We start from the raw sequence: 26,026 nt of genomic DNA, 5'->3' as shown, positions 1-26,026 counted from the left end.
ACTTAAAAAAAAGAACCGAGAAAGCGTACCTTTGGTACGTTCTCGATCCTAATTGATAGCATAGAAAGATTTAATACATAGTCCCTATCTTCTTCCCCTTCGTTGTAAAGCGAAGTCAAAAATTGTAAAAAAGAATTACAGGGAAACCTTATATTAGATATCTTACCTTCACTTATTCAACTGTAACACTCTTCGCTAAGTTACGTGGTTTATCTACGTCACAGTCACGATGAAGTGCAGCATAGTATGCTAATAGCTGCAAAGGTACGACACTAACAAGTGGTGTCAATAATTCATGTACATGTGGGATAACAAAAGCATCCGTATCCTGCTCAAGTCCCTTCATGCTAATCACTAATGCATTGGCTCCGCGAGCAACTACTTCTTGCACGTTTCCACGGATGGAATAGTTCACATTATCTTGTGAAGCAAGGGCAATAACTGGTGTACCCTCTTCGATTAAAGCAATGGTGCCATGTTTTAATTCTCCTCCAGCAAAGCCTTCTGCCTGAATATAAGAGATTTCCTTCAGTTTTAATGCACCTTCCATACATACATGATAATCGGTACTACGGCCAATGAAGAAGGCATTCCGTGTTGTTCCTAGATATTCACGGACTAAATCTTCAATTGCCTCTTTTTGATCTGTTAATACTTCCATCGCATTTGCAACAATGGCAAGTTCTTGTAATGGATCAAAGTCTAAATCCAATCCTTTTGCCTTTGCAGTATCTACAGCTAAAATAGCTAAGACTGCTAGCTGTGCCGTATACGCTTTTGTGGATGCTACGGCAATTTCCGGACCTGCATATAGATTTAACGTATAGTCTGCTTCACGAGAAAGGGTGGATCCTGGTACATTGGTTATCGTCAATGCTGGATGTCCCAATTCTTTTATCTTTACTAACACAGCACGACTATCTGCTGTTTCACCACTTTGGGAAATGAAAATAAACAATGGCTTTTCAGATAGTAATGGCATGTTATAGGAAAATTCACTAGCAATATGGACTTCTACTGGAATATGCGCTAATTTTTCAATAAACTCTTTGCCGACTAGTCCGGCATGATAGCTGGTACCGGCTGCAATGATATAAATACGATCGCAAACCTTCATAGCCTGACGTACATTTGCATCAAGCTTTAATTCATTGTTCTCTGTTTGATATTCATGAATAATTTTGCGCATGACAAATGGCTGTTCATCTATTTCCTTCAACATGAAATGAGAATAAGTTCCCTTTTCGATGTCACTTGCATCAATTTTTGTTGTAAATGGTTGACGCTCAAGGACCTTACCGTTCAGGTTCTGTACCTCTACAAAATTCCGATTAACCAGTACGATTTCCTGATCATGAATCTCCAAGTATTGATTTGTTTCTTTTAACGTTGCCATTGCATCACTTGCAACAACATTAAAACCATCGCCCAAACCAACTAATAAAGGACTTTTATTTTTTGCAACGTATAGCGTATCATGGTCTTCATTATCAATCAGGCCAATCGCATATGACCCCTTTAATAGACTCATTGCTTTACGAAAACTTTTTGCTGTATCGTTTGTTTCTGCAAAAAATTGTTCAACAAGCTGAACAATGACTTCCGTATCCGTTTCACTAACAAAATCAACAGCTTGTAGGTATTCTCTTTTTATATCCTGATAATTCTCAATAACCCCATTATGAACTAGTGTAAACCTTCCAGACGCGCTTTGGTGTGGGTGTGCATTCTCTTCACTTGGCACACCATGTGTTGCCCAGCGGGTATGGCCGATTCCCATCGTTGCATGAACAGAGCTATCTACACGTTGTCTTAACGCGGCAATACGTCCTTTTACTTTAAAAAGATTAATTCCATTATCATTAAGCATTGCAATACCAGCAGAGTCGTACCCTCGATATTCCAGTTTTTCAAGTCCGTTTAATAAAATTTCCTTCGTGTCATTTTGTCCAATATAACCTACAATTCCACACATGTTTGTGGCCTCCTTATATAAAGGGGCAGACAAACGAACCAATAATTTATTGTTACAGGGGCGTTGTGCTGCCCCTTTCTCGTGATTGTTGTATGTCACCTTGCTTTTTTCCTTTGGCCAACAAGTTACCTTGTTGTTTTGAGAAAAAGCGTTACAATGGAGGTGAGCAATCGGGAGGCACCCGCCGAACAATTCGATAACCTCCAACCTCGTCAACTATCTTCCATCGCTCGGAAAGAATAGTCCTGGCGCTTTGTAAAACATATAAAAGCGTTCTTTAATGCTCCTTTCTTTTCTAGAATAAAACGTAATTTCCTACTAATAGGATACACCACATTTTAACCTTATTCTCTGATTTGCGTCAATCATTTTTTTGTGATGCTATATTACTATATGATTACAAATTGGCATTGTTCATACAATGTGACTAATATGCTTCTAAAAATCTTCCCATTTACATGTCCTTAGCAGAAGAAAAGAGGCACCATGTATGAAGTACCTCTTTTACCAAAACTGTTTATTTGTTTTATATAACCGAATCGTTGAAAACGGAGCGAGTAACCATAGAATACCTCCGATGGTAAGGGTGGCTATCCAAAATGGCTTCTCCTCAAATGTTAATACACCGCCAAAATAAAATATGGTAATACAGCTTAATACTAAAAATAATAAGGAGGTGAGAAGCAGGTAAATAAATATTCCACCATAAAAATATAAAATATTACGATTTCGCTTAATAATACCATCACGCACTGGATAACATCTTAGTTCTTCTGCTGGTTTTTCATTAGCAAGCACATACCAATTTCCTTGGTGACACACTTCCTCCCAGCCCTCACTCTGTATAGCTTCAGGCAGGTGGTAATCCATTGCTTTATCATATACAATATGATAGTGAACCCTCTGAGGATGTTGCGCTTCCTCAAAGATAAATAATCGCTTATTCGTTCTGATCTTCGTCAGTCGATAACCCGCTAATGCCATATCATGCAACCAGTTCTCCATTTTTCTTATATCATAACTCCAAAATGGCTTCCATTTTTTTCTCATTGGACTAACCCTCCCTCTGAGCCTATTTCATGAAATTATTTGAACCCCCTTATTTCATAATTACGCTACCATTGACCATTTATTACATTTTTTTACGATGTTCTTCTTAACGTAAAATAAATATTGGGGTTTTACTACTCAAAAACCTGCGGTAAACTATAGAAAATCATTAAAGTGAACTTCAATCAGTTGGGAGTTTTGTTTATCCTCTAAATACTACAACAGTATGACCTAAAGACCTTTAAACCAATTGGATATTTACTGACAGTCATTCCCCCACTTATATCGCTTGAAGTGAAATCCTACTGCCTGTTATATCCAACAAAAAAGGGGAGGTTCCAATGGAATTCGAGAAGATGTATAAAGAATATCAGCCCTATCTATTTTCCATAGCGTATCGAATGCTGGGCTCCGTTACAGACGCAGAGGATATTGTTCATGATTCCTTATTACAAATGAACCAAAAAACGGCTCATATAAAAGATCTCAAATCGTACCTTGCGAAAACAACGACCAATCATTGTATTAACTTTTTAAAATCTGCACGTACACAAAGGGAAACCTACACTGGCACCTGGTTACCTGAACCACAAGTTCATTTTATCAAGCAGCCATTAGACAAGGTAATTACAGATGAGGCAATCTCATTTGCATTTTTAGTTTTAATGGAGCAATTAACTCCGACAGAAAGAGCTGTGTTCGTTTTAAAGGAAGCAATGGCCTATCATTATGTTGAAATTGCTAATATCATAAATAAAACAGAAGTAAACACTAGGAAAATATATAGTCGTGCTAAGAAAAAATTACAAAACGACTTATTTTTCGCTCACACAAACCACGCTGATCGTGCCGAGAACCTTACAAAATCATTCCTTGATGCTACAACTACAGGTGATTTTGATGAATTTATTCATGTGCTTACAGAAGATGTTGTTCTAGTTACAGATGGGGGCGGGAAAGTACTTGCTGCCATCTATCCAATTCTAAATAAGCGCCGTGTATCAGCTTTCCTTAAAGGAATTTTCTCTAAGGGGAGTTTTAGCGGGAAACTTTACGTTGTCATCGTCAATGGTCAACAAGGTATTTTACAAGTTAAAGATGGTCGTCCAGTAAAAATCATTACCTTTGCTTTAGATAGAAGTCAAAAGAATATAAGTCGCATTTATATTGTTTCTAATCCGGATAAATTAAACCGGATTTCAATACCTAGACACTGATAATGAGAGAGCACACACACAGCTCTCTCTTTTTTTGTCACAAAACAGCTAGCTATTTTGTCTATATAGTGAAGGACCAATATTTAAAAGGAGTGATTTTGAATGGAACAACGAATCAATTATCAGAAGACGTCACCCGAAGTTGTCAAATTACTAGTGCAGCTTGAGGAATACAAGAAAAAAACAGCGTTTGATCTGAAATTAATCGAATTAATTAAAATTCGTGTATCACAGATGAATGGCTGTGCTTTTTGTATCGACATGCATACGAAGGATGCGCGGGCAATAGGAGAAACCGAGAAAAGGATATATTGTTTACAAGCTTGGCGTGAGGCACCATTTTATACAGAAACCGAGCGTGCAGCTTTAGCATTAGCAGAAGCTGTAACTGCTATCTCAATAAATGGTGTGCCTGATGAATTATATAAACAGACACGCATGTACTTTGATGAAAAGCAATATATTGATCTTGTAGCCCTTATTATTACCATCAATTGCTGGAATCGTTTGTCTATTTCCGTTAATAATGTACCTGGAAATTACAGCCCTGTTACCGCAAAATAGCTTGATACCAGAGCAAGTATTCTATCAACAAGTATAGGTACTTGCTCTACTTATTTAAAGTATTCACGTTAACAGTAGCAGCTGTAATGTCACAAAAAACAAAAATGCTGCTGTAATGAAGCTAACATAACCCCATATATTCAATTTATCTTTTCTCACTTCGTTTATTCCCATTACGATGAATAACAATCCTAATAATAAAATAGGTAATGGCATGAAACGCAAATCTCCTGTTAAAAGTTGATAACCTGATAACACGATAATCGTTAACTGTAAGCTTCTTCTACTAACCCTGATGATAACCACTTCCCTAAATGCGTAATTCCATTTCACGAAGATTAGATGTTAGTCCTTTATACGTAAAGACTTCACGGGAAAAACTTTGAAACTCTTTTTCTAATCCGTTGATAATAAAGACCTGATTGAAGCGAAAAGGTAGCAAACTCAATAACCGCTATACCAAAAACAATTAGCATAAACCAATCCATTTTGCCCATATCCGCTGACCACTGCATTGAAAAAAGCACCACGTACATGCTAGTCATCGGAAGCATCATGAAAAGATGAGAAAATGCAATTCGCTTAGCATGATCTAACATATGGACTGTATCGTTATATAATTGCGGCAACTCTTCACCCTCTTCATAGGCCATAGACCAAATCGACCATTTATTCATAAATCCTTTTGATGCATGCATTAGCCTCCATCCAGCACCAAGGTGCATATCAAAGTAAGCGCGATTTAACTCTTTCTGGTAGTCCACACAATATCGAATATGCTGCGGCCTACTATCTTTGAAATAAAATCTTATTCCAAATGTACGAACTGCTACGAACTGCTTCCCCTGCTTAGCCATCGCTTCTAACCATTTCTCTAACTTATCAGGTGCATATATCCATCCTAACCTCCATTTTACAAAGTCTGACGTATACTTTTCTTGCGACAACCTCTGTTTGTTTTCTAACACGTCGCACGCTTCTAATTGCTTTACCGATTGATTTAATTTGAAAAAAGAATATGGAATATACATCCATAGCGATAAGCCGATTAATGCTGTGAATAGCCATCCTGGCCCTCCCTCTACAGATGGTGGCACACCAGCCATTACTAACGAAACTCCCAGTAACAAAACGGGTGGAAGGGCAGTGAATATCAAGGCGAGTAATAGTATGAAAAATAACTTTCTAAGGGTATCGTTTCTCCGTATCATTCCTTCCCTAGCTGGAAGTGTTGTAATATCATGTAATGTTTTTTCGTTACGCAGTACATGCCAATTTCGCTCTGCATAAATTTGTCTCCAGCCATCCTCCTGTAATGCTTTCGATAGATCAGCTTTACCCCTTTTCTCGTGTTCTATCCAATATGTTGGTGTTTGCATGATTGTACCTGCTTTTTCAAAATAAAACCGTCTTGTTAACCGATTGAACTTCACAAAGTGATAACCCTGCTGTGCCATATATGTTAACCAATTCTCTGTCGCATTTACATCATAACTCCAAAATGGACGGAATACGCTAATCATAATAGCTCCTCCCCATACTTTATTGCGTTAGCATGCAATTCTTTTAACCGTTGTATTTCTATCTGTAATAAATTCTGACCTTTCTGGGTAATTTCATAGATCTTCTTGCGTTTACTGTCTGAATAAACACTAATCAACCCATCTCGGTGCATCTTAGTCAACGTACCGTAAACTGTTCCAGACCCGAGACGAATTCGATAATTGGTTATTTCTTCGACATGCTTAATGATTCCATAGCCATGTCTTGGTTCAATTAAAGAAATAAGAATATAAAAAGCTGTCTCTGTCATTGGTATGTAACTTTTCAGCAGTTTCTCACGCTTCATCACATCCACCTACTATCTACTTGATATGTCACAACTCGACTATATCGCATCGTGACATATCGGTCAACGATGATATAAAGGATGCACCATGTTCTTCTACTATGAATAAAGTGAAACTTCAATCCGCGGGGCTTCGGATTGATAGTTGAACCAATCGGACATTTACTGGCAGTTGTTCCCACTCTTCTCCATATTGACTTCACTTTATTGCTTGGTTGGGGGCTTACTGCCAGTTATATGCGGGATAAAGTGAAACTTCAATCCGCGGGGCTTCGGATTGATAGTTGAACCAATCGGACATTTACTGGCAGTTGTTCCCACACTTCTCCATATTGACTTCACTTTATTGCTTGGTTGGGGGCTTACTGCCAGTTATATGCGGGATAAAGTGAAACTTCAATCCACGGGGTTTCGGATTGATAGTTGAACCAATCGGACATTTACTGGCAGTTGTTCCCACACTTACTTCACTTTATTGCTTGATGTTGGGGGCTTACTGCCAGTTATATGCGGGATAAAGAGGATGTATAATACAGATCTTCAACGTAAAAAACGATACGATGGCTTTTGATGATTGGAGTCGGGTGTATGTCTGTGAAAAGCGAGTAAGTTTTATTCGATTACGAAAAAAGCTTGTAGCGAGTCTCCTAGCTCACTACAAGCTGTGTTTTCTTAGGATTGATGCTGATCTAGAAAATCAAGCATCCGCTTATATACGTTTATTTCATTTTCTTTTTTTGCGAAGCCATGCCCTTCGTCCTCTAATACTAAATATTCCACATCACGCCCTTGTTTCTTAAGCTTGGCAACAATTTGATCCGATTCTTCTTTTACAACGCGGGGATCCTTTGCTCCTTGAATGACTAGCATGGGCTTCGTCATTCCGTCCAAATAAGTCACTGGAGAATCTTTAGTAAATCGTTCTTCATCCCTAATTGGATCACCTAACCAACGTTCCATAAGCGGCTTCCAATGTGGAGGAACTGAATTAACAAAAGTAAATAAATCAGAAGGACCAAATATGTCAACAACTGCTTTAAAATATTCAGAATGACGTCCATGTAATAATAGCGCCATGTATCCCCCATAGCTGCCTCCTACTAAAAAGAGCTTCTCTCGAGTGCTAATTTTGTTGTTAAATAGCCACTCTACTCCTGCTACACAATCCAATCGTGGTCCTTCACCCCAATCCTGCTCCACCATTTTCACAAAAGAGGCTCCGTATCCTGTGCTGCCTCGGAAATTAGGAGCAAATATTGAATAACCACGATTTAAGAAGCATTGGAACATTGAACGAAACATTTTTCGTTCGGAAGCCTGTGGTCCACCATGTGGCCAGAAAATTGTATGACCGTTATCATATTCTGGATGGGCTTTAAACAGCAAGGCTTCTATTTCCATTCCATCATAGGAGGAATAGTTTACAATTTCCGGTTCAACCATATCTTCATTTTTTACACCAAGTACTCCATTATTCGTAAGTTGCTGCCAATCCTCACCATCCACGGATTGAAAAATATTACTAGGCACTGTAGCGCTTCGTCCTAATAAAAAGATGGAACCAGATGTTGTAACATGACATTGATCAATTACATCTACTGGAGACTTTAACGTATGGAGCTTACCGCTTGCTACTTCATAGCGATACATCACATCCGTAACGCCTTTTTCCGTTATCAAATAAAAGCATTGATTCTCTTTATGCCATTTTAAAAGTTGTATACTCTCGTTCTCAATCGTTAAAACTTTTGAAAACTGTTTCGAACCCAAATCAAATTTTGCAAGATAACTATATTCACTCTCATAATCTGTTAAAAAATAGATGGTTTGATTATCTGTAAATATCGGATCAAATACAACATGGACTTTATCAGGATTTGGTGTGAGGTAATTTTTATTCTCTCCAGATTTTACATACCCTGTTACATAGGTGTTTGCGAACGAACATAAATACACGTATGCTTCTTCATCCTTGGAAACAGCGGCTAACTCTGTAAGCGATTCCTCCCCTTCATGTATAAGTTGATCCGTATCTGTTCGAAGATCTCGGACTCTCGCATTCAAAAAAGAGGGATTATCTTCAGACGTCATATAGTATAATCGCTCCCCATCTTCACTTACATGCGAAAAGAAATATTTTTCCGATGCCTCTCCTGTTACTAAAGGTTGTGGCAGACCTCCCTCAGCAGGCAATGCATATATATGGTGGTTTTCATCACCATCTTTATCAAATCCTGCTAGTACAAATCGATTGTTCGGATCAACCTTGATAAAGCTACAAGCTTCATCATGATAGGCAAATAAATAAGGAAATGTGTCTGGTAGATCCATTGCCCATAAATTCATCTTACCATTTAAATTCGAGGTAAATATTAACCGCTTCTCATCACCGCTAACTGTAAAATTTGTGATCGTATAGGTACGAAAAAACTGCTCCACCGTTGGCTTTGGAAAATTTAACATTACTCTCCTCCTATCTTTTTTCACCTACATTCTAAGTTATTAGAAAATTAATACTTATATGTAGTATAACCTATCTGTATGAGGGTCGATAGTATTTCTATACCAATAGTAGCACGTAGCAGTTTGTTGTAACACAGTCAGGAGAAGTAGAATCTTCTCAGCCTTTAGAAGGAGAAGGAGCAGTGAGATGTTAATCCAACATATCAAGAAGTGAAGATGAATAGAGGGTTGCCCAAGTAACATATAATTTAAATCATATTAAAGAAGGGAGCAAGAAACTCATGCAGCAACCCATCGATTCGACTGCAAAGGATTTTGTAATCGAAGAAATTAGCCATCGTGCATCTGATTCGATGCAAAGGATTTCGCCCGAAAGATATAGCTTCTATATAATATAGAAACTGCATCAATAGTTCCAAATCTTATCTATTTGTATAAAAAATCCTGTGATTGATACGAAAACAATAAAGACTAAAAGTCGACTTAAATTAGAAATTCATCCTTATGTATCCTTTGAGGATATCCATTATAGAACCCTAAAATCTTTCATACTTTCTCCAAGAATATAGTGTGAAAACCACATCAAATTCTGCTTCATAATAGCCACATTAATTCCTGGTTGGTCTGAACTATATCCCATTCCTTTAAATATAATTAATTCTGTATCAACTTCCATATCCCTTAACCCTTGATATAGCTCATATGCATTTGGAGTTGGAACTCTTACATCCTTTTCGCCATGTTGGATTAAAGTGGGAGTACAGGCAGTTTTAATATATGTCATTGGTGATGTTTTCGTATATATCCCTGGATCATTCCATGGATTATTTCCTAAATACATACTAATAAAGTAAGGTATATCTGTATTTACATAATGGGTACTCCAATTAGTAATTCCACCTCCAACTGAAATAGCCACAAATCTACTACTAAATGTTGAACAGAAGGCTGATATATATCCTCCGTTGCTCCATCCCATAACCCCTACTCTATCTTTATCTGCAATCCCTTTGTCAACTAGATTATCTACTCCAGATATGACATCATCGTAGTTAACAATTCCCAGCTTTCTATAGTTAGCTTTCAAGAATTCATTACCATAACCAGAACTTCCCCTGTAGTTTGGTTCTAAAACGATAAAGCCTTTTCCAATAAACTGTTCAATAGGATATTTCTCATTAAAACAATCTGAAAATATTGGAGAGGATGCCCAAGCTGGACCACCATGGATTACCACTAATAAGGGATACTTTTCATTTGTGTCAAACTCTACTGGGGTTGATAAAACTCCCTCTATTTCAAGACCATCACTATTTATCCATGAAATTATTTCCCTGTTACATTTAAGCCTTCCTTTGAAAAAGCTATTTTCATTCGTTATTTTTGTATCGTCTAAATAGATTTCAAAGATTTCATTTGTTATAGCCTTATTATAGGATATATGATTTTCATCCCTTGTTATAGAAGCATCCATTATAAAACTATCTACTTTTTCGCTTAACATTTCCACAGTGCCATCCTCAGCTAGTAACCCAATAAGATAATTAGTTTTATTCTGCCATCTAATTAAAATTCCTTTAGTTGTCCAGCGTAATGGAACTACCGTACTATCAAAATTTGCTAAAAGGTTGAATGAGCTCTCCATTATTAATATCATATATTTCTAAATTAATATCTTGTATATGGGTCTTATAGTAATCCTTCTCCCTTATGCTTGCTGCGTAACATATTTTGTTGCCTTCAGGAGAAAAGCAAACACTCCCTCCCAACAACTTATCTATATGCATCTTTTGTAGCTCTTCCGCTTTAATATCTAATATGTATAGATCTCCATTCAGATACTCTTCCATATTTGGGCTTGGTGTAGCTATAAATACAACCTTTTTCCCATCATCTGAAATATCAAATCAAATTCATGGATATGAAAATCCTTACCATCAGTTAGTTGATAAACAACGCTATTTTTGTGTTCATATTTATCATTTTGTATCACTTTATCTATTTCAATGTAACATAAACAATTATTCTGATATTCATTACCTACATGACGGAAATCTCCATACAGTTCCTTACGTTTCCTTATCTCCTCGCATTCTTTTAACTGCGCAACATAATAAAAACCCTTGCCATTAGGCTCCCATTGGAATTTACTGACTCCTTCTTTCTCATTAGTAATTTGAACCCCGTCATAACCATCTATCGACTTAACAAAGATTTGATTTGTCTTATTCTCCCCATCACCAACTGGGCTAAAGGTATGCAATATTCCTAGAATCTGGAGACCATAATGGGTATGTACTATCTATTTCACCAGTTGTTAATGGGTAACACTGCCCCTTTTCTTTTTCATATATCCATACATGGTTCCGATATTTATTGTCTTTCCAGTTAGCTGGCTTTTTGACAAATGCTACGTTTTTGCCATTATCACTTATGTTTGTACCTGATAAGGTTGGTAATGAAATAATTTCTTCTATACTTAGATATGTTTTTTCATTCTTTTTCATTAATAAACCACCTCGTAATGTTACTATTGTCAAAATTGTAAAACCTATTGTTTGACCACATAGGTTAGGACTAATACCAGAATTTAATCTCACTAATATCCTAATTTATGTATTGTACTTGAAAATGTTATACAACAATCTGGCCAGATTGATTTAGAACTTATCTCCATGTTAATACATGCCATTACCATAAACCAGTATTTTTGTAACGCTTTCTTTCATCCTACTAAACTTTGATTTTATTAAGATTTATTAATTACCAAAAAATACCTTTACAATAAGAGTCCTTCTAGTAAAATAAAAATATATAGGTTTACTGAAGGTTACAAATGATAATTGATTATGCTCGGCTCGGGTGTCTACTATTGATCAAAACTTAGATCGGCAAATTGGTATGTTTAATCAATATGATTGTAAAAAATAGTTAAGAAGAAGTTTACAGGTACGATTAAAGATCGAAAAGGACTTCATCAACTTTTTAATGTCATCAGGCAAGGCGATACAGTTGTAGTGGAGAGCATCTCCCGTTTAGAACGGTGGATATCCTCAATATTATTCAACGGTTAGAAGAAATGAGTGTTATCACGCAAATTGTTTTTAGTTTCTATCACTGCGTTAGCTTTACTGATGGCATTTATGTACTATGTAAGCGCTTCTTTAAAGTCGGCTGAAGAATCACTAAAAGACTCATTGAATTCTTTGAGAGAAGGAGATTTTGATTCATACATCAATTCTGTAGTGGACGATCGTTTTGAATCAAAATAACAACAAAAATCAGAATATGCAGAACTATTATCAGAAAACCCATTGGTAGACTTCAATATTTTAGAAAGGGCTATGTTATATAATTTTGTGAAAAATTGTTCTAATAGTTAAACAAATTATAAGGAAGTGATGTTGTGAATATAAATCATAGTGAAAAAAGTAAAGTTTTAGTTATAGGTGGTGGGGTAGTAGGGCTAACTACAGCATTGATTTTACAAAATGAAGGACATCAAGTCAAAATAGTTACAGAAAAGCTCGCTCCTGAAGTTACTTCCGTAGTCGCAGGTGCATTGTGGGAGTGGCCTCCGGCTGTTTGTGGAAACCACCAAGATGAAGCTTCAATTAAGATATCAAAAGAATGGTCATTACTCTCTTATAATATATTCTCGGATTTATCTAAAAACAAAGAAAGTGGAGTATACATGCGTGATGTTACTTTCTTTTTTAAAAATTTAATAAAGGATAACTCTAAAGATTTAAAAAAAATGAACGAATTAAAAAGACATGTTCGTAGTTTCCGCCATAGTGTATCACTGATTGAAGAAAAAGGAGTTAATCCAGAAATGGGTATTAAAGACGCATATACGCTGTTAGCTCCTATGATTGATACGGATATCTACATGAAGTGGCTACAAGAAAAGGTTGAAAAATCAAATTGTGATATTATAATGAAAAAAATTGTAGGAAATTTAGAACAACAAGAAGAAAATTTAAAAGCGGAATACCAAGTGGATGTAATTGTAAACTGTACAGGTTTAGGTGCTATTGAATTGACTGATGATGACATGACCCCGTTACGTGGTGCATTAGTTAGAGTTGTGAATGATGGGCAACAATTCTCTAAATTAGATGAAGCTTATTGTATTTCTCATGATGGAATTAGTGAAGATCCTGGCTTTATTTTTATCCTTCCTAGAGGGGAAAACATGTTACTTTTAGGAGGTTTAGCTGAACTTAATAAATGGGATTTAGAAGTTAATTTAGAAAATTATCAACCAATTGAAGAGATGTATAATCGTTGTAAATCGTTCTTCCCTCCGCTTGAAAAAGCAATTATTGATTCCTATGAACCTGTGCGTACTGGTTTAAGGCCTTTCCGTGAAAAAAGTGTTCGTTTAGAAAGAGTACCTAACTCATCCATTATACATAACTATGGACATGGTGGCTCTGGAATCACTTTTTCATGGGGATGTGCGTTACAGGTTCTGGAAATGATTAATGGATTAAATGTTAAAGAGAAAGCAAAAAAGGATCTTGTAAATATTATTTGAGGATCTATTGCAAAATCAACTAAAGCGTGGAGAATTTGTAGTTGATACCAATCCAAAAGAGAAGTAAACTACTTTCTTCACGTTCTTTTTCTACATATACTCATCTCTTTTTATCTAAGCCAAATATGCCATCACCTTTGTAAGTTCTTCAACCATTTCTTGAACATCCAATCAATTACTGCTTTAAAAGAACAGTTAGATGTAAAGTGAAACTTCAATCAGTGGGGGGATTACTGCCAGTTATATACGGGACAAAAGTAGAGTAGATAGTAACGTTAAATACATTAACACTTACTCATTATAGTATTGATAAAACGCATGATCGTAACGCTAATTCAGTTGTTGTAGCTATTCTTAACGCAAAAAAATAGCCACCTGTTCCACAAAGGGGTATGGGCTATTTTTTCTTTCTAAATTAGATAACGCCAATCCCTATCATAAGGATGGGTATCTATCGACCATAGCTGGAACTGTGGTCGTTCTTTTATTATATGAGTGGTTGTTTTTATTGCTGAGCAGTTCTTACTATTTAATCCTTTACTATTTTTCCGTCGCGAATCGTTACAATTCGATCTGCATAGCTAAGTACGCGCTCATCATGCGTTACCATAATTCCGGCCTTGTTTCGATCTTTAATTTCGCCTGCCAAAAGTTTTACAACATCCTGACCTCGCTTGGAGTCAAGGCTTGCAGTAGGTTCATCAGCAAGAATTATTTGCGGATCGTTCATTAGTGCACGAGCAATTGCTACTCGCTGACGCTGACCTCCTGACAGCTCATTGGGATAATTATTCAACCGATGCTGCAAGCCAAAATGAGTAAGTAAATCACTCCCATGTTTAACTCGTTTCTTGGCAAGCACTTGAATAATATTCAACTGATCTTTTACCTTGAGATATGGAACTAAATGAGCAGCTTGAAACACAAACCCAATCTTTTCAAGCCGTCTTTTCGTTATTTCTTTCGATGATAATCCAGTAATATTCTCTCCAGCCAACAGCACGTTCCCACTTGTTGGAGAAAGTAGTGCCCCGGCAATTGATAACATCGTACTTTTTCCTGATCCAGAAGGACCAACTATCGCAATAAATTCACCTGATTTTACTTCTAAGGATACTTCATCCAAAGCGTTAAAGCGATTTGGACCATCTGTATAAGTTTTCGTAACATGATCTAAAATAAGTGTCATTATGCAGCAGCCCCCTCAATTGCTTCAATTGGATCAATTCGCGTTACTTGATAAAGGGATAACAGTGCTCCAATAAAGGAGACAATCATCATAATAATGGCTGGCTTAAGCATTGTAACTAATTCGAGGTGAAATGGCATATCACTAGGGAATAACGCACCTATTCCAACCGTAATCGCTGCTCCTAATGCGATACATACAACAGCAAGTAATACTACTTGCCCCATTAACCCCTGAATCAAGTAGCTGTTATTAGCACCTAATGCTTTTAACACCCCAAACTGTTCCCTTTTTTGTAGTGTGATGACATAGAAAAACACAGCCAGCACAAATGCAGCAATGACATATAAGAAAATGATCATCATATTTAGCGATGCCTGTTCCTGCGAATAGCTAGGAATCCCCTGAAGTGCATCTTCTTTTGTCATTACATCAAATGACCCTTCTACATGGGCGTCGCCTTGTACAGCAATTGCATTCACTTGATCTAAGCCTTGATTATGAATAAACACAACGGGAGTATGACTGTATCGTTGACCTGATGTAAAAGCTGACACAGTGTAAGAGGCTTCCCCAATTGTCAATTTATCGCCGAGCTTTACACCCTCCTGCTTTAATGTAGTGTCGGCTACTACTTGTTTTTGATTTGTTGGAGAAACTCCTTCCGTTATTTTTGGCATCAGCATACTATCAGGTTCTGTTGCAAACATTGCAATATCTAGTTGCTGTTGACTGTTATTTCTGGTGGCATTCATCATCCGAATGGCTAAAGTACTAGCATGCTCATCACCTTGATTGTCTACAATCTCTTGCGCCTCGCCCATTGGAATAAAGGATTTTGTAAGTTCTCCCTCTGCATCCTTTGTTAAGATTAACAAATCCGCTTGCAGCTCTTGAATCGAGGACGCATTATCAGCAGATAGACCTTGAGCTAACCCCGAAATAATAAAGATTAGACTAGCCGTTAAAACCATAATGAGACCAATTAATATATATCTAGTTTTCGCAAATAGTAACTCTCGAATTGCAAGAAACATTGCACTTCCCTCCTCTTCTGCTTCTAATATAGACCTTTTGTATGAACAGAAGATGAACGATTCGTTACTATTGCGGTAGCGTTATAATAATCGCTGTTCCTTGCCCTTCTTCACTCTTAACCATGATTGTTCCAGCATGTAATTCTACAATTTTCTTTGTAATGGCTAATCCCAGACCTGTTCCACCTGCTTTTCGCGTTCTAGCTTTATCAGCTTTATAAAACCGATCAAAGATTTGAGGGATATCTTCTTGAGAAATTCCAATACCTGTGTCCGTAATAATAACTTCAACATTCGCTTTCCCTTTTTTTACAGTTATTGATATCTTTCCTTCTTTCAATGTATAACGAATGGCATTTGTTATAACATTCATCCATACTTGATGTAATAATTTAGGATCGCCGTTAATAACCGTTGGCTTAGCATCCCATTCTATCGATAGATTTTTTTGGCGCCACTGCCATTCAAGTGTAAATAATATTTCCTTCATCTGCTCCGATAGATCAAATGGAATACGCTCCAGCTCATTATTGCCTTGATCCAGCTGAGATAAGGTAAGCAGTTGCCTGCTAAGTACAGATAATCGTTTGCTCTCTTTTTCAATAATGGATAGATAATGAATGCGTTCTTCGTTGGAAAGGTTCTCCTCCTGAAGGGCTTGTGAAAACCCTTGAATTGATGTAAGTGGAGATTGAATTTCATGGGAGACGCTTGCAACAAATTCCTGTCTTTTTTCTTCTGTTTTTTGTAAACTCTCACTCATGGTTGAAAAATTTCTTGCCAAGCGTCCAATCTCATCCTTACGGTTAACAGCTAATTTTATATGATAATTACCTGCTGCAATTTTTTTCGTAGCCACTGTTAATGACTGAATTGGGTTTACAATCCAGCGTGTACTAAAAAGCACAAACAAGAAGCTAAAAAACAAGGCAAGTCCAATAATAACTGCAAAAAAGATACGCATTTCACCAAATTGCTGCACGGAATTTGGTCGAACAAATAAGGCAAAGCTATCGTCATTAGCATTTATCGGCAAGCCAATGGTATTTGAAAGTGCATGATCAAAAAATCCGGTTACAAAGGGCTGCCAAGGATAATTTGCAATGCCGTGGTATATGTTACCGCTTAAGACATCCTGTACAACCGATGATTGCAATTCTGTTGTATCAAATGGTTTGCCAAATGTCTTGCTCTGGCCATCATTATCAATTAAATAAAAGGAGTATCCTAAATCTGCCATATCCCTTAAAAAATGACCAATCGATTGATCACTACCATTGTAAAGATCAACAATATTGTTAGCCATATGAGTAACCTTTTTATCATTTTCTGGTTTTAATACATGCTGGTAGTAAACGTTACTAGCAATAAATGCGATAATGGAGCTAGTAATCATGATAGCCATCGTTGTAACAATAATTCGTACATAAAGTGTCCGCATTAGTGAACACCTGCATCGCGAATGAATTCTAATTTATAACCAAGCCCTCGAATGGTTTGAATGGAAAAGTCGTTCTGCACTGAGGTAAATCTCTCGCGAAGTCGCTTAATATGTACATCTACTGTTCGGTCATTACCTGGATAATCTGATCCCCATACCAATTCAATCAACTGTTCTCTAGAAAATATTCGATTCGGATAACTCGCCAATTGTGCCAACAGTTCAAATTCCTTTAATGGGAGTATGATTGTCTTCCCTTGTGTATGAACCTCATAGCTTTTTCGATCAATCACTGTATTGCCAAGTTGTATTTTTTCATTATGTTGCATTTGGAACCTGCGGAGCAATGCTTTAATTCGAAACAAAACTTCCTTTGGTTCAAACGGCTTTACAATATAATCATCTGTACCAGCCATATATGCTTTCTCCTTATCTGTCAGTTCACCTTTTGCGGTAAGCATCAGAACAGGGATATCATAATCGGTACGAATTTCTTTACAAAGCTGATATCCATCGATTTGCGGCATCATGATATCTACAATTGCCAAATGAACTTGTCGCTTCGCTAATTGCTTCAATGCTGCTTGACCATCTTCGGCCTCAATAATTTGATATCCTTCCTTTTGTAAATAGAATCGAAGCAGTTCACGGATATGTGCATCATCATCGACGGTTAAGATTGTTATCAATGCTTACTACCTCCTGTCTTCATTTTGTTCTTCTCTATTATAGAAAGATGAACAGATTGTGGGGCTAAATAGCATGTAGATTCTATCTCAAATTGGAATGCATTGTGGGGTGCACGAATTTATTCACCCCTGTTTTATTAAACGAATATACTGTGCTTTTTGTTTATCTTGGATTACTACACCTAGCTTGGCCAAATCTTCACGTAATTGCTTTGCTTCCTCCTCATTATCCTCCTTTAATGCTCGTTCTCTAGCGTATAGAATAGAATTAATATCGGAAGGATATTGATTATTACCCAATTCCCAGCGTTGATAATCCTTTATAAAAGGGTCTTCGTTCTTCCAAGGGTAACCATAATATAAAAAGGCTCCCTTTGCCTCTTCCTTTTTAACCTCCAAGTCTTCTCGGAAAATTTCTTTACTATTTTCTCCAAGAATAATCAAGGTTTTATTTTCCATAAAAATTGCGGAAATAGCTTGCTTATTAATATCCCTTCTCATCTCTCCAAGAATTAAAGTAATCTGTTTATCGGATACCTTCACCTTCAGCGTTACATGAAAGACATAAACTATAAAAGCGATACCTGCAATAACGCCTACAATTGTAGCAACAACCGAAACCCAAAAATGATTTAATGAATCAATTATAGAAATAATACCTTCCATCGGTACAAATGGCAGCTTTAATACCCAATCAATGATGACAGGAATAAACCAGCCAAGCAGCCCACCAACGGTAATAGAAATGACAATGATAAACAACTTATCGAATCGCTTTAAGCCTAAGACTGTCTCTTCATTTAGCATGTTGTTTCCTCCCTCCACTACTTCACCATTTTAAATACCATGTTTTTTAATTCTTCTCCATATTGTTCCGTACTTTGTTTAGAATCATTGGATAGCATAAACTCTGAAATAGCTCCTCGTATAATAGTTACTACTGTTTTAACGGAAAATTTAGCAAAATCATTATTCGTCTGTCCCATTTGTAAGATATCCTTTAATAATATCGTTATTGGATCTCCCTCTTCTTCCTCTAACAGATAATAAGGTACATATTCATCTGTGCGTGCATGAAAAACAATTTCTATTAGAGCAATATTATTTGAAAGATGCTTCAACTGATAATCTAAACTTGCATCTATATAAGCTGCTAATCTTTCCTCCGCTTTACTATTTTGCTCTACCCTTTTACGAATGAATAAAAATTCGTTCTGAATCAGATAACCAAGCGTACTATTCATCAAATCTTCTTTTCCCGAGAAATGATACGAAATAAGGCCAGTACTAATTTTTGCTTTTTTAGCTATTTTAGATAAACTGGCACTTACATAACCAATCTCTTCAAGAACTTCAATTGCTGCCTTTATAATTTGTTCTCTTCTAGCTTCAGCAATAAAGGATTGTCTATCATTCATATATCACAACTCCTGATCAATTGATCATTTTTTTGATTGAGCAACCAAATTATAGTAGGAACAAAAATGGTTGTCAAGAACATTGAAAAGTTACTATCCATACATACTAAAAGCCGCCCATTAAGCGGCGGCTTTTAGTAGTTACTATTTAAAATTAATGATTTGTTCCAAGCAGTCTTTCAATTACAGCTACGACTTGATTAACATATTTCTCACATTCTTCTTTCGTTGGTGATTCAACCATTACCCGCACCAGTGGTTCGGTACCAGATGGTCTTACTAAGACACGTCCTTGTTCTCCAAGTTCCTCTTCTACTGCTGCAATCTCTTTCTTTATTTCTGGATGATTTAATGCTTCTTTCTTGTCAGAGACTCTTACATTTTTAAGTATTTGCGGATAAATGGTCATTTCTTCTGCTAACTCTGACAGCGGCTTACCAGTTTCCGTCATTACATTTACTAATTGTAACGCTGACAGCATTCCATCTCCCGTAGTGTTATAATCTAGAAAGATAATATGTCCAGATTGTTCACCACCAAGATTGTATCCACCTTTTCGCATTTCCTCCATCACATAGCGATCCCCTACTGCTGTTTTATCACTACGCATGCCATTCTCTTCCAATGCTTTATAAAAACCGATATTACTCATTACCGTAGAAACGACCGTATTATGACGAAGGGCTCCTTTTTCATTCATATATTTAGCACATATAAACATGATTTGATCGCCATCTACAAGATTTCCTTTTTCATCAACAGCAATTAATCGGTCACCATCGCCATCAAATGCTAGACCAATATCAGCATCTTTCTCTTTCACAAAAGCTTGAAGCTTCTCCGGATGTGTAGACCCAACACCATCATTAATATTCAATCCGTCTGGAGATGAGCCGATAGAATAGATATCCGCTTCTAAGTCAGCAAATAAATGTGTAGCCAAACTTGATGTAGCACCATGTGCACAGTCAAAAGCTATTTTTAATCCGCCAAAATCATTATCAACCGTATCTTTTAAGAAGGATAGATACTTTTGACCGCCTTCAAAATAGTCGTTGACGCTCCCAACATCGGCACCAATCGGACGTGGTAACTCGTCTTCTCCGTCCATAAGCGCTTCAATTTCATTTTCTTGATCATCTGTTAGTTTAAAGCCGTCTGGACCAAAGAATTTAATTCCATTATCTTCAACAGGATTGTGAGAGGCTGAGATCATTACACCAGCTTGTGAACTAGTTGCTTTGGTTAAATACGCAACACCTGGAGTGGAAATAACACCTAGTCTCATTACTTCTGCACCGATAGAAAGTAATCCGGCTACCAGTGCTCCCTCAAGCATATGGCCAGATATCCGCGTATCACGACCAATGATGATCTTAGGTCGCTGCGTTTCTTTTGTTAATACGTAACCACCAATACGCCCTAACTTAAAGGCTAATTCTGGAGTAAGATCCTTATTTGCTACTCCGCGTACACCATCTGTTCCAAAATAATTTCCCATGTGAGTTTCTCTCCTTTATATCCTTTTCACCGTTTATCAAGCGAGAGCAATCCTATATTAAGATTCACTTATTTCAATCGTAGCTTGTTCGAATTCAGCTTCAACGGTTACTCCATCGGGTCCTTCAATCGTTATTGGGACATCATGCTCCCCAACGTCCAGACCTTCCACATTTATTGATGCTTGGAAATCATCAGCTTTTAGCTTTGCAATGTCTGCTTGATTTCCAGTAACTGTGATGTCTAACTCTGCATTGGATGGATCGATAAAGGATACTTCTTGTCCATCTCCCAGAGATTCTACATTAATTGGTAAAGCTTTAATGGTTTTCGTTTGTTCTATTTCTACATCCACTTTAATATTCTCTACTCCAGGTGCGCTTGCTCCCTCTGGTAAGGCTAACTTCGCCTCGATTGTACCTGATTGTTCAATCTTCGACAAATCGATGTCTTCCGTTGTAATCTCGTCAATATTTTGGAGCAAGCTATTGCTTGCAAACACTTCCACTTCCTCTACATTAGCAGAAATCGATGATAATGCATAGCCCTCCGGCAACTTCCCACTCGTCTTTAAACTTAGTGGTACTTTCTTGCTCGGATTATCTATATCCGCAGAGATGATAACATTCCCTGGTTCAACATTCACGTTTAATTCACTACCTTGATTATCATAAACATTAACAGGTACTTCCCGATTATTAATTGGTTTATCCAAATTAGATAAATCGACATATGCTTTTACAATACCAATCTTATCAATTACGCTTTTGGCACTGGTAATCGTTACGGTTTTAGGATTAACTTCGTAATCACCTAGCTCATAACCTTCAGCAATTTGACTTTCATTTAAGAAGTCAACCATGACATTGAATTCTTTCGTTGCTTTCTCTTCAATGGTTACATCAATCCGCTTTGGTTCAATATAAACATCTAATTCGCTAGAAATATCATGTTGTAATTCCACGGTATGTTCTCCAGCTTTTAATCCTTGTAAATCAACATATACGTTGAAGTTCCTATTTTTAATTGTAGGAGTGAGGAAGCCAGCAGACCCTTCCATGGAAACAGATACGTATTCAGGAACACCACTAACCACATATTTTTCGTTATCAATTTTAATGTTTACTGGCACATCATCTAAAGTCTGTAATTCTTGAGAGCTGTCCCCCGATGGAAACGTTAAGCCATCATTATTTGGTATATTTTGTACTTCTACAGACACAAAGACATAAAACAACACCGCAAAGGCCAAGGAAACGACACGGACAAACCATTTACTTCTAAACCAATTATCCATTTTTGTTTCCCCTCCTTTTTTTTGACTTTTTACTAGGGGCTTTTAAGCTTAATGACAAATTCTCTCGTAATAATGTGCGAAGACCTTCTTGGTCAAGCTCTCTATGTAGCTCACCATTTTTTGTACATGAAATATTACCTGTTTCCTCCGATACAACTATAGTTAAAGCGTCAGTAACTTCACTAATTCCCATTGCAGCACGGTGTCTAGTACCAAGTTCTTTAGAAATAAAAGGACTTTCCGATAATGGTAGATAACATGCTGCGGCAGTGATAATATCTCCTTTTAAGATCACCGCACCATCATGTAATGGTGTGTTTGGAGTGAATATATTTGTAAGAAGCTGATGTGTCAGCTTGCCATCAATTGGGATACCTGTCTCCGCATAATCGCCAATGCCTGTCTCACGTTCAATCGAGATGAGAGCACCAATCCGTCGTTTTGCCATATAATTACAAGACTGAATAATCGCTTCAATATTTTGTTCAATTATTTCTTCTTCTGAGCGTGAGCTTCGTCCAAATATATTACCCCTACCCAGTTGTTCTAGAGCTCTTCTCAGTTCAGGCTGGAACAGAATAATGATGACAATAAGTCCCCATTCAATTATCTGATTGGTAAAATATTGAACGGTTTGTAAATTTAAAACAATACTAATAAGCCATACAGCCAATACTACAGCAATTCCTTTTAAAAGCTGGATTGCCTTCGTTCCTCTGATTAGCATGATTAATTTATATATAACATACCAGACGAGAGCAATATCTACGCCTATCCTTAGGAGCTGTATCAGGTCGAATCCCCCATCAAGCATGATTACACATCCTTCTACGAAAAATTTCTAAACACTGGTTTCATTGTGACCATAACGTTATTATTATAACATAATTTTACCAGTAACATGTATGATATCACTCTAAAGTAAGCAAGTAATCAACTACTTTGACGGTATAAGAAAAAGCCTGAAATCGGAATGCCGATATTCAGGCTAATCTATCGTAGCCTCATAACGCAAAAACACTTTGAAACAGTTGTTTAATTGAGTACCATATCCATTCAAAAACTTGATCAACGTGCTTTAATTCTCCGTTTACCTCTCCAACTGAAGCCATCAGTCCTTCACCTTCAATTGGTTCTTCTATCAGCTTACCGTTGATGAGTGTCACATTTCCATCAATGGTACCATTTATAATGAGATTTCCATTTTTTACTAGTAAGTCTCCATCTACGGTCACATCCTGCGGCACAATAACTGTATCCCCATTAATGACCAAGTCCTCCTGTTTGGAAACAACTAGCTCACTATCCTGATTCCAAACGGAAAACATTCCACTTAACATAAATACGAAAAAGATGGCTGCTGCTGTAAGCATTGGATGAGCCTTAAACCACCTTGTATATTTTATTCGTTTCTTCTCTGTAGGAAGCTTTTCCATAACAGTAGCTGTAAAATTCGCTGGTGCTTTTATTTGTTCTGCACTTTGAATAAATGTAATGGTTCGTTTTAACTCATGAAAATGCCTTTGGCATGCATCGCAGCTCTCTAAATGCTGACTAAGTGTTTGCTCTTGCTCTTTGGTAATATCACCGTCTAAATATTTATGCATTAATTCTACAGCTTCATTATTACATTTCAAGTGAGTCACACTCCTTTACACGTGACGAAGCTTTTTCCGTAAAGCTTCCCTTCCTCGGTGGATTCGGGTTTTTACCGTTCCTAAAGGGATGTCTAGGATTTCACTTATCTCCTGAAGGGAAAATTCTTCAATATATCGAAGCATAATGATACTTCGATATTTCGGAGGAAGCTGTATGATCTCCTGTTGAATATAGCGTTGCAGCTCTAACCCTTCCACCTCTTCCTCTGGCAGACGGCCGTTATCAGCCAATTGAGAGTACATATTTAATCCTTCTGTCCCCTTTACTTCTGCATCAAGGTAATGATCCGGCTTCCGTTTTCGAATACGGTCAATCGTTAGGTTTGTAGCAATACGATATAACCATGTTGAAAACTTCCTGCGGTCATCAAACGAATGGATATTTACATATGCACGAATAAAAGCTTCCTGCGCTATATCTTCCGCCTCGTGTGCATTACCAAGCATTCGATAGCAATGCTGATAAATCTTGTTTTGAAAGAATGAGACCACATCCTCAAAAGCTGATTGATCTCCTTTTTTCACTTGTTTTATTCTCTCTCTTATCATTTCATCCATATTGGTACCTCCGCCAACTATGCGGTATTCATGTTACGAATAACTCCTCGAAAAGGTTTCAAAAAATAACAGAAAAATTATCTATGTTTATGATTGCAAAAATTTGGCTACTCTCCTATTATAGTATACTAGATAGGAGGATAGTTTTGTGAGTAATTATGTTTTATTGGAAAAAATCGAAAAATGTCGAGAAGAAATGATATCTCTGAGTAACTCACATGCATTAACTTCCGAAGCTGTCATCTCTTCTAGTATGAAGCTAGACCAGCTCATTAATGAATATCTTCATAACAGTAAATAATATGTATGTATTCACAAAACATCACGTTACAACACAATAAAAATAGAGAAATTAGGGTAAAAAAAGACATCAAATTTCCAGTTTGAAATTTAATGTCTTTTTTATTGATCGAAAATTTCACCACTGCTATTCATTTTATTATTTCAATTTTTCTCCAAAAAGTGATCCCATTAATCCGACAGCAACAGTAGCAGTTTTATTTTTTTCATCCAAAATTGGATTGACTTCGACAAACTCTGCAGACGTCAGTAGTTTTGATTCTTCAACCATTTCCATTGCCAGATGACTTTCTCTATAAGTAATACCACCTATAACTGGTGTTCCTACTCCTGGAGCTTCTGATGGATCAAGCCCGTCAAGGTCCAAGCTTAAATGCACTCCATCCGTACGTTCTTTCAAATAAGAAACCGTTTCTTCCATAACCTTTGGCATTCCCATTCGATCTAGTTCATGCATCGTATAGACCTTGATCCCCCTGTCGCGAATCAACTCTCTTTCGCCAGGATCGAGTGAGCGTGCACCAATAATCACAATATTCTCTGGTTTAATCTTTGGCGCAAACCCTAAAATATTTGTTAGCTTTTCATGACCAATTCCTAAACTAACAGCTAGCGGCATACCATGGATATTACCTGATGGTGAAGTTTCTCCAGAGTTTAAATCACCATGTGCATCATACCATATCACACCAAGATTTTCATAATGCTTGGATATCCCGGCTAAACTACCAATTGCAATACTATGATCTCCGCCGAATATTAAAGGAAAATGTCTCTTTTCTATTTCTTTATCTACCATTTCTGCTAGCTTTTGATTTGCCTCAACCACTTGAGCTAAATTTTTTAAATTACTACTATTATCCGTCGTAGGTTTATCCGGACGATTAATCGGGATATCACCGAGATCATGGATTTGATAATTTAATTCTTCTAATTTTTCAATAGCGCCTGCGTAGCGCATAGCACTAGGCCCCATATCCACTCCACGGCGGCTTTGACCTAAATCCATTGGTACACCAATAATTGATATTTTGTTCTTCATGTAAGCGCCCCCTTTACTCTATTGTAGACAGAAAAAACAAGATGACTCAACTCGACATTAGATTGTATATATATGCATACTCAAATATAACGTCATATTCCCTACACCCTTATCTAGTACTGGATCCTTCAGCAGCATGGACACCCTTGCTTTTGGCTATGTACTTATCACTACTAGGTCGTACTGAGAGACTTTCACCCCATTGGAGCCCACCACGCCATAATGGGCAAACCTAA

At 37.0% G+C, this 26,026-nt stretch carries 22 protein-coding genes and 2 pseudogenes; 5 read left to right on the top strand and 19 right to left on the bottom strand.

What is annotated here, in order from left to right:
• Positions 1–172: 172 nt before the first annotated feature.
• The gene (gene glmS / locus JUJ52_RS17790) at positions 173–1,975 is read right to left on the bottom strand and encodes a glutamine--fructose-6-phosphate transaminase (isomerizing) (protein ID WP_026679700.1); all 1,803 of its coding nucleotides are present in this window, start codon (positions 1,973–1,975) and stop codon (positions 173–175) included.
• 504 nt (positions 1,976–2,479) lie between these two features.
• Positions 2,480–3,025 carry a DUF2812 domain-containing protein gene (locus tag JUJ52_RS17785; RefSeq protein WP_166530649.1) on the bottom strand — a complete coding sequence of 182 codons (546 nt, stop codon included), beginning with the start codon at positions 3,023–3,025 and terminating at the stop codon, positions 2,480–2,482.
• A gap of 341 nt (positions 3,026–3,366) precedes the next feature.
• Between JUJ52_RS17785 and JUJ52_RS17780 the strand changes: the two genes are divergently transcribed.
• Both JUJ52_RS17780 and JUJ52_RS17775 read left to right on the top strand, forming a co-directional pair.
• Complete coding sequence (locus JUJ52_RS17780) at positions 3,367–4,242, top strand: RNA polymerase sigma-70 factor (RefSeq protein ID WP_205389434.1); 876 nt, start codon at positions 3,367–3,369, stop codon at positions 4,240–4,242.
• A gap of 102 nt (positions 4,243–4,344) precedes the next feature.
• Positions 4,345–4,806, top strand: a complete 462-nt coding sequence (locus JUJ52_RS17775) for a carboxymuconolactone decarboxylase family protein (RefSeq protein ID WP_205389433.1) — start codon at positions 4,345–4,347, stop codon at positions 4,804–4,806.
• 63 nt (positions 4,807–4,869) lie between these two features.
• Here JUJ52_RS17775 and JUJ52_RS17770 read toward each other — a convergent pair whose 3' ends face one another.
• The 5 genes and pseudogenes from JUJ52_RS17770 to JUJ52_RS17750 form a co-directional block, all read right to left on the bottom strand.
• The gene (locus JUJ52_RS17770; RefSeq protein WP_228089077.1) at positions 4,870–5,022 is read right to left on the bottom strand and encodes a DUF3953 domain-containing protein; all 153 of its coding nucleotides are present in this window, start codon (positions 5,020–5,022) and stop codon (positions 4,870–4,872) included.
• Positions 5,023–5,174: 152 nt separating this feature from the next.
• On the bottom strand, positions 5,175–6,329 hold the full coding sequence (locus JUJ52_RS17765) for a DUF2812 domain-containing protein (protein ID WP_166530647.1): 1,155 nt from the start codon (positions 6,327–6,329) through the stop codon (positions 5,175–5,177).
• Positions 6,326–6,655: a PadR family transcriptional regulator gene (locus JUJ52_RS17760; protein WP_026679704.1), complete on the bottom strand. Its 330-nt coding sequence runs from the start codon at positions 6,653–6,655 to the stop codon at positions 6,326–6,328. Before JUJ52_RS17760 ends, JUJ52_RS17765 begins: the two co-directional genes overlap by 4 nt.
• A 672-nt stretch (positions 6,656–7,327) precedes the next feature.
• Entirely contained in the window at positions 7,328–9,118 is a 1,791-nt protein-coding gene (locus tag JUJ52_RS17755) for a S9 family peptidase (protein WP_205389431.1), read from the bottom strand.
• A 526-nt stretch (positions 9,119–9,644) separates the two neighbouring features.
• Positions 9,645–11,625: pseudogene (locus tag JUJ52_RS17750) on the bottom strand (S9 family peptidase).
• 394 nt (positions 11,626–12,019) lie between these two features.
• Here JUJ52_RS17750 and JUJ52_RS17745 point away from each other — a divergent pair.
• Both JUJ52_RS17745 and JUJ52_RS17740 read left to right on the top strand, forming a co-directional pair.
• Positions 12,020–12,206 (top strand): annotated as a pseudogene (locus tag JUJ52_RS17745) (recombinase family protein); the annotation flags it as partial.
• 318 nt (positions 12,207–12,524) lie between these two features.
• Complete coding sequence (locus JUJ52_RS17740; protein WP_026679766.1) at positions 12,525–13,661, top strand: FAD-dependent oxidoreductase; 1,137 nt, start codon at positions 12,525–12,527, stop codon at positions 13,659–13,661.
• Positions 13,662–14,190: 529 nt separating this feature from the next.
• On the opposite strand, the gene JUJ52_RS17735 is transcribed toward JUJ52_RS17740, so the two are convergent.
• From JUJ52_RS17735 to sigW, 11 genes are all read right to left on the bottom strand, one after another.
• Complete coding sequence (locus JUJ52_RS17735) at positions 14,191–14,850, bottom strand: ABC transporter ATP-binding protein (RefSeq protein WP_026679765.1); 660 nt, start codon at positions 14,848–14,850, stop codon at positions 14,191–14,193.
• A complete protein-coding gene (locus JUJ52_RS17730) occupies positions 14,850–15,887 on the bottom strand; it encodes an ABC transporter permease (RefSeq protein ID WP_205389430.1) in 1,038 nt (345 codons plus the stop codon). The genes JUJ52_RS17735 and JUJ52_RS17730 overlap by 1 nt, the downstream gene beginning before the upstream one ends.
• A 67-nt stretch (positions 15,888–15,954) precedes the next feature.
• Positions 15,955–17,328 (bottom strand): sensor histidine kinase, encoded by a 1,374-nt coding sequence (locus JUJ52_RS17725; RefSeq protein WP_026679763.1) that lies wholly within the window; start codon positions 17,326–17,328, stop codon positions 15,955–15,957.
• Positions 17,328–18,017 carry a response regulator transcription factor gene (locus JUJ52_RS17720; RefSeq protein WP_026679762.1) on the bottom strand — a complete coding sequence of 230 codons (690 nt, stop codon included), beginning with the start codon at positions 18,015–18,017 and terminating at the stop codon, positions 17,328–17,330. The genes JUJ52_RS17725 and JUJ52_RS17720 overlap by 1 nt, the downstream gene beginning before the upstream one ends.
• 123 nt (positions 18,018–18,140) lie before the next feature.
• Positions 18,141–18,824 (bottom strand): YqeB family protein, encoded by a 684-nt coding sequence (locus JUJ52_RS17715; RefSeq protein ID WP_205389429.1) that lies wholly within the window; start codon positions 18,822–18,824, stop codon positions 18,141–18,143.
• Positions 18,825–18,841: 17 nt separating this feature from the next.
• The gene (locus JUJ52_RS17710; RefSeq protein ID WP_205389428.1) at positions 18,842–19,435 is read right to left on the bottom strand and encodes a TetR/AcrR family transcriptional regulator; all 594 of its coding nucleotides are present in this window, start codon (positions 19,433–19,435) and stop codon (positions 18,842–18,844) included.
• Positions 19,436–19,589: 154 nt separating this feature from the next.
• Entirely contained in the window at positions 19,590–20,936 is a 1,347-nt protein-coding gene (gene glmM / locus JUJ52_RS17705) for a phosphoglucosamine mutase (protein ID WP_026679759.1), read from the bottom strand.
• 57 nt (positions 20,937–20,993) lie between these two features.
• Complete coding sequence (locus JUJ52_RS17700; protein ID WP_205389427.1) at positions 20,994–22,232, bottom strand: CdaR family protein; 1,239 nt, start codon at positions 22,230–22,232, stop codon at positions 20,994–20,996.
• Positions 22,225–23,046 (bottom strand): diadenylate cyclase CdaA, encoded by an 822-nt coding sequence (gene cdaA, locus JUJ52_RS17695; protein WP_026679757.1) that lies wholly within the window; start codon positions 23,044–23,046, stop codon positions 22,225–22,227. Before cdaA ends, JUJ52_RS17700 begins: the two co-directional genes overlap by 8 nt.
• Before the next feature lie 190 nt (positions 23,047–23,236).
• Positions 23,237–23,869, bottom strand: coding sequence for a zf-HC2 domain-containing protein (locus JUJ52_RS17690; protein WP_205389426.1), 633 nt, complete (start codon positions 23,867–23,869; stop codon positions 23,237–23,239).
• Between the two features lie 15 nt (positions 23,870–23,884).
• Positions 23,885–24,448, bottom strand: a complete 564-nt coding sequence (gene sigW / locus JUJ52_RS17685; protein WP_026679755.1) for an RNA polymerase sigma factor SigW — start codon at positions 24,446–24,448, stop codon at positions 23,885–23,887.
• A gap of 148 nt (positions 24,449–24,596) precedes the next feature.
• On the opposite strand from sigW, the gene JUJ52_RS17680 reads away from it, so the two are divergent.
• Positions 24,597–24,749 carry an aspartyl-phosphate phosphatase Spo0E family protein gene (locus JUJ52_RS17680; protein WP_080668607.1) on the top strand — a complete coding sequence of 51 codons (153 nt, stop codon included), beginning with the start codon at positions 24,597–24,599 and terminating at the stop codon, positions 24,747–24,749.
• Between the two features lie 138 nt (positions 24,750–24,887).
• On the opposite strand, the gene rocF is transcribed toward JUJ52_RS17680, so the two are convergent.
• The gene (rocF, locus tag JUJ52_RS17675) at positions 24,888–25,790 is read right to left on the bottom strand and encodes an arginase (RefSeq protein WP_205389425.1); all 903 of its coding nucleotides are present in this window, start codon (positions 25,788–25,790) and stop codon (positions 24,888–24,890) included.
• Positions 25,791–26,026: the final 236 nt, after the last annotated feature.

It is taken from the genome of Virgibacillus sp. AGTR (assembly GCF_016919725.2).
In the GTDB taxonomy this organism is placed as follows: domain Bacteria; phylum Bacillota; class Bacilli; order Bacillales; family Amphibacillaceae; genus Virgibacillus; species Virgibacillus salarius.
This window is presented reverse-complemented; position numbering and strand designations above follow the sequence as displayed.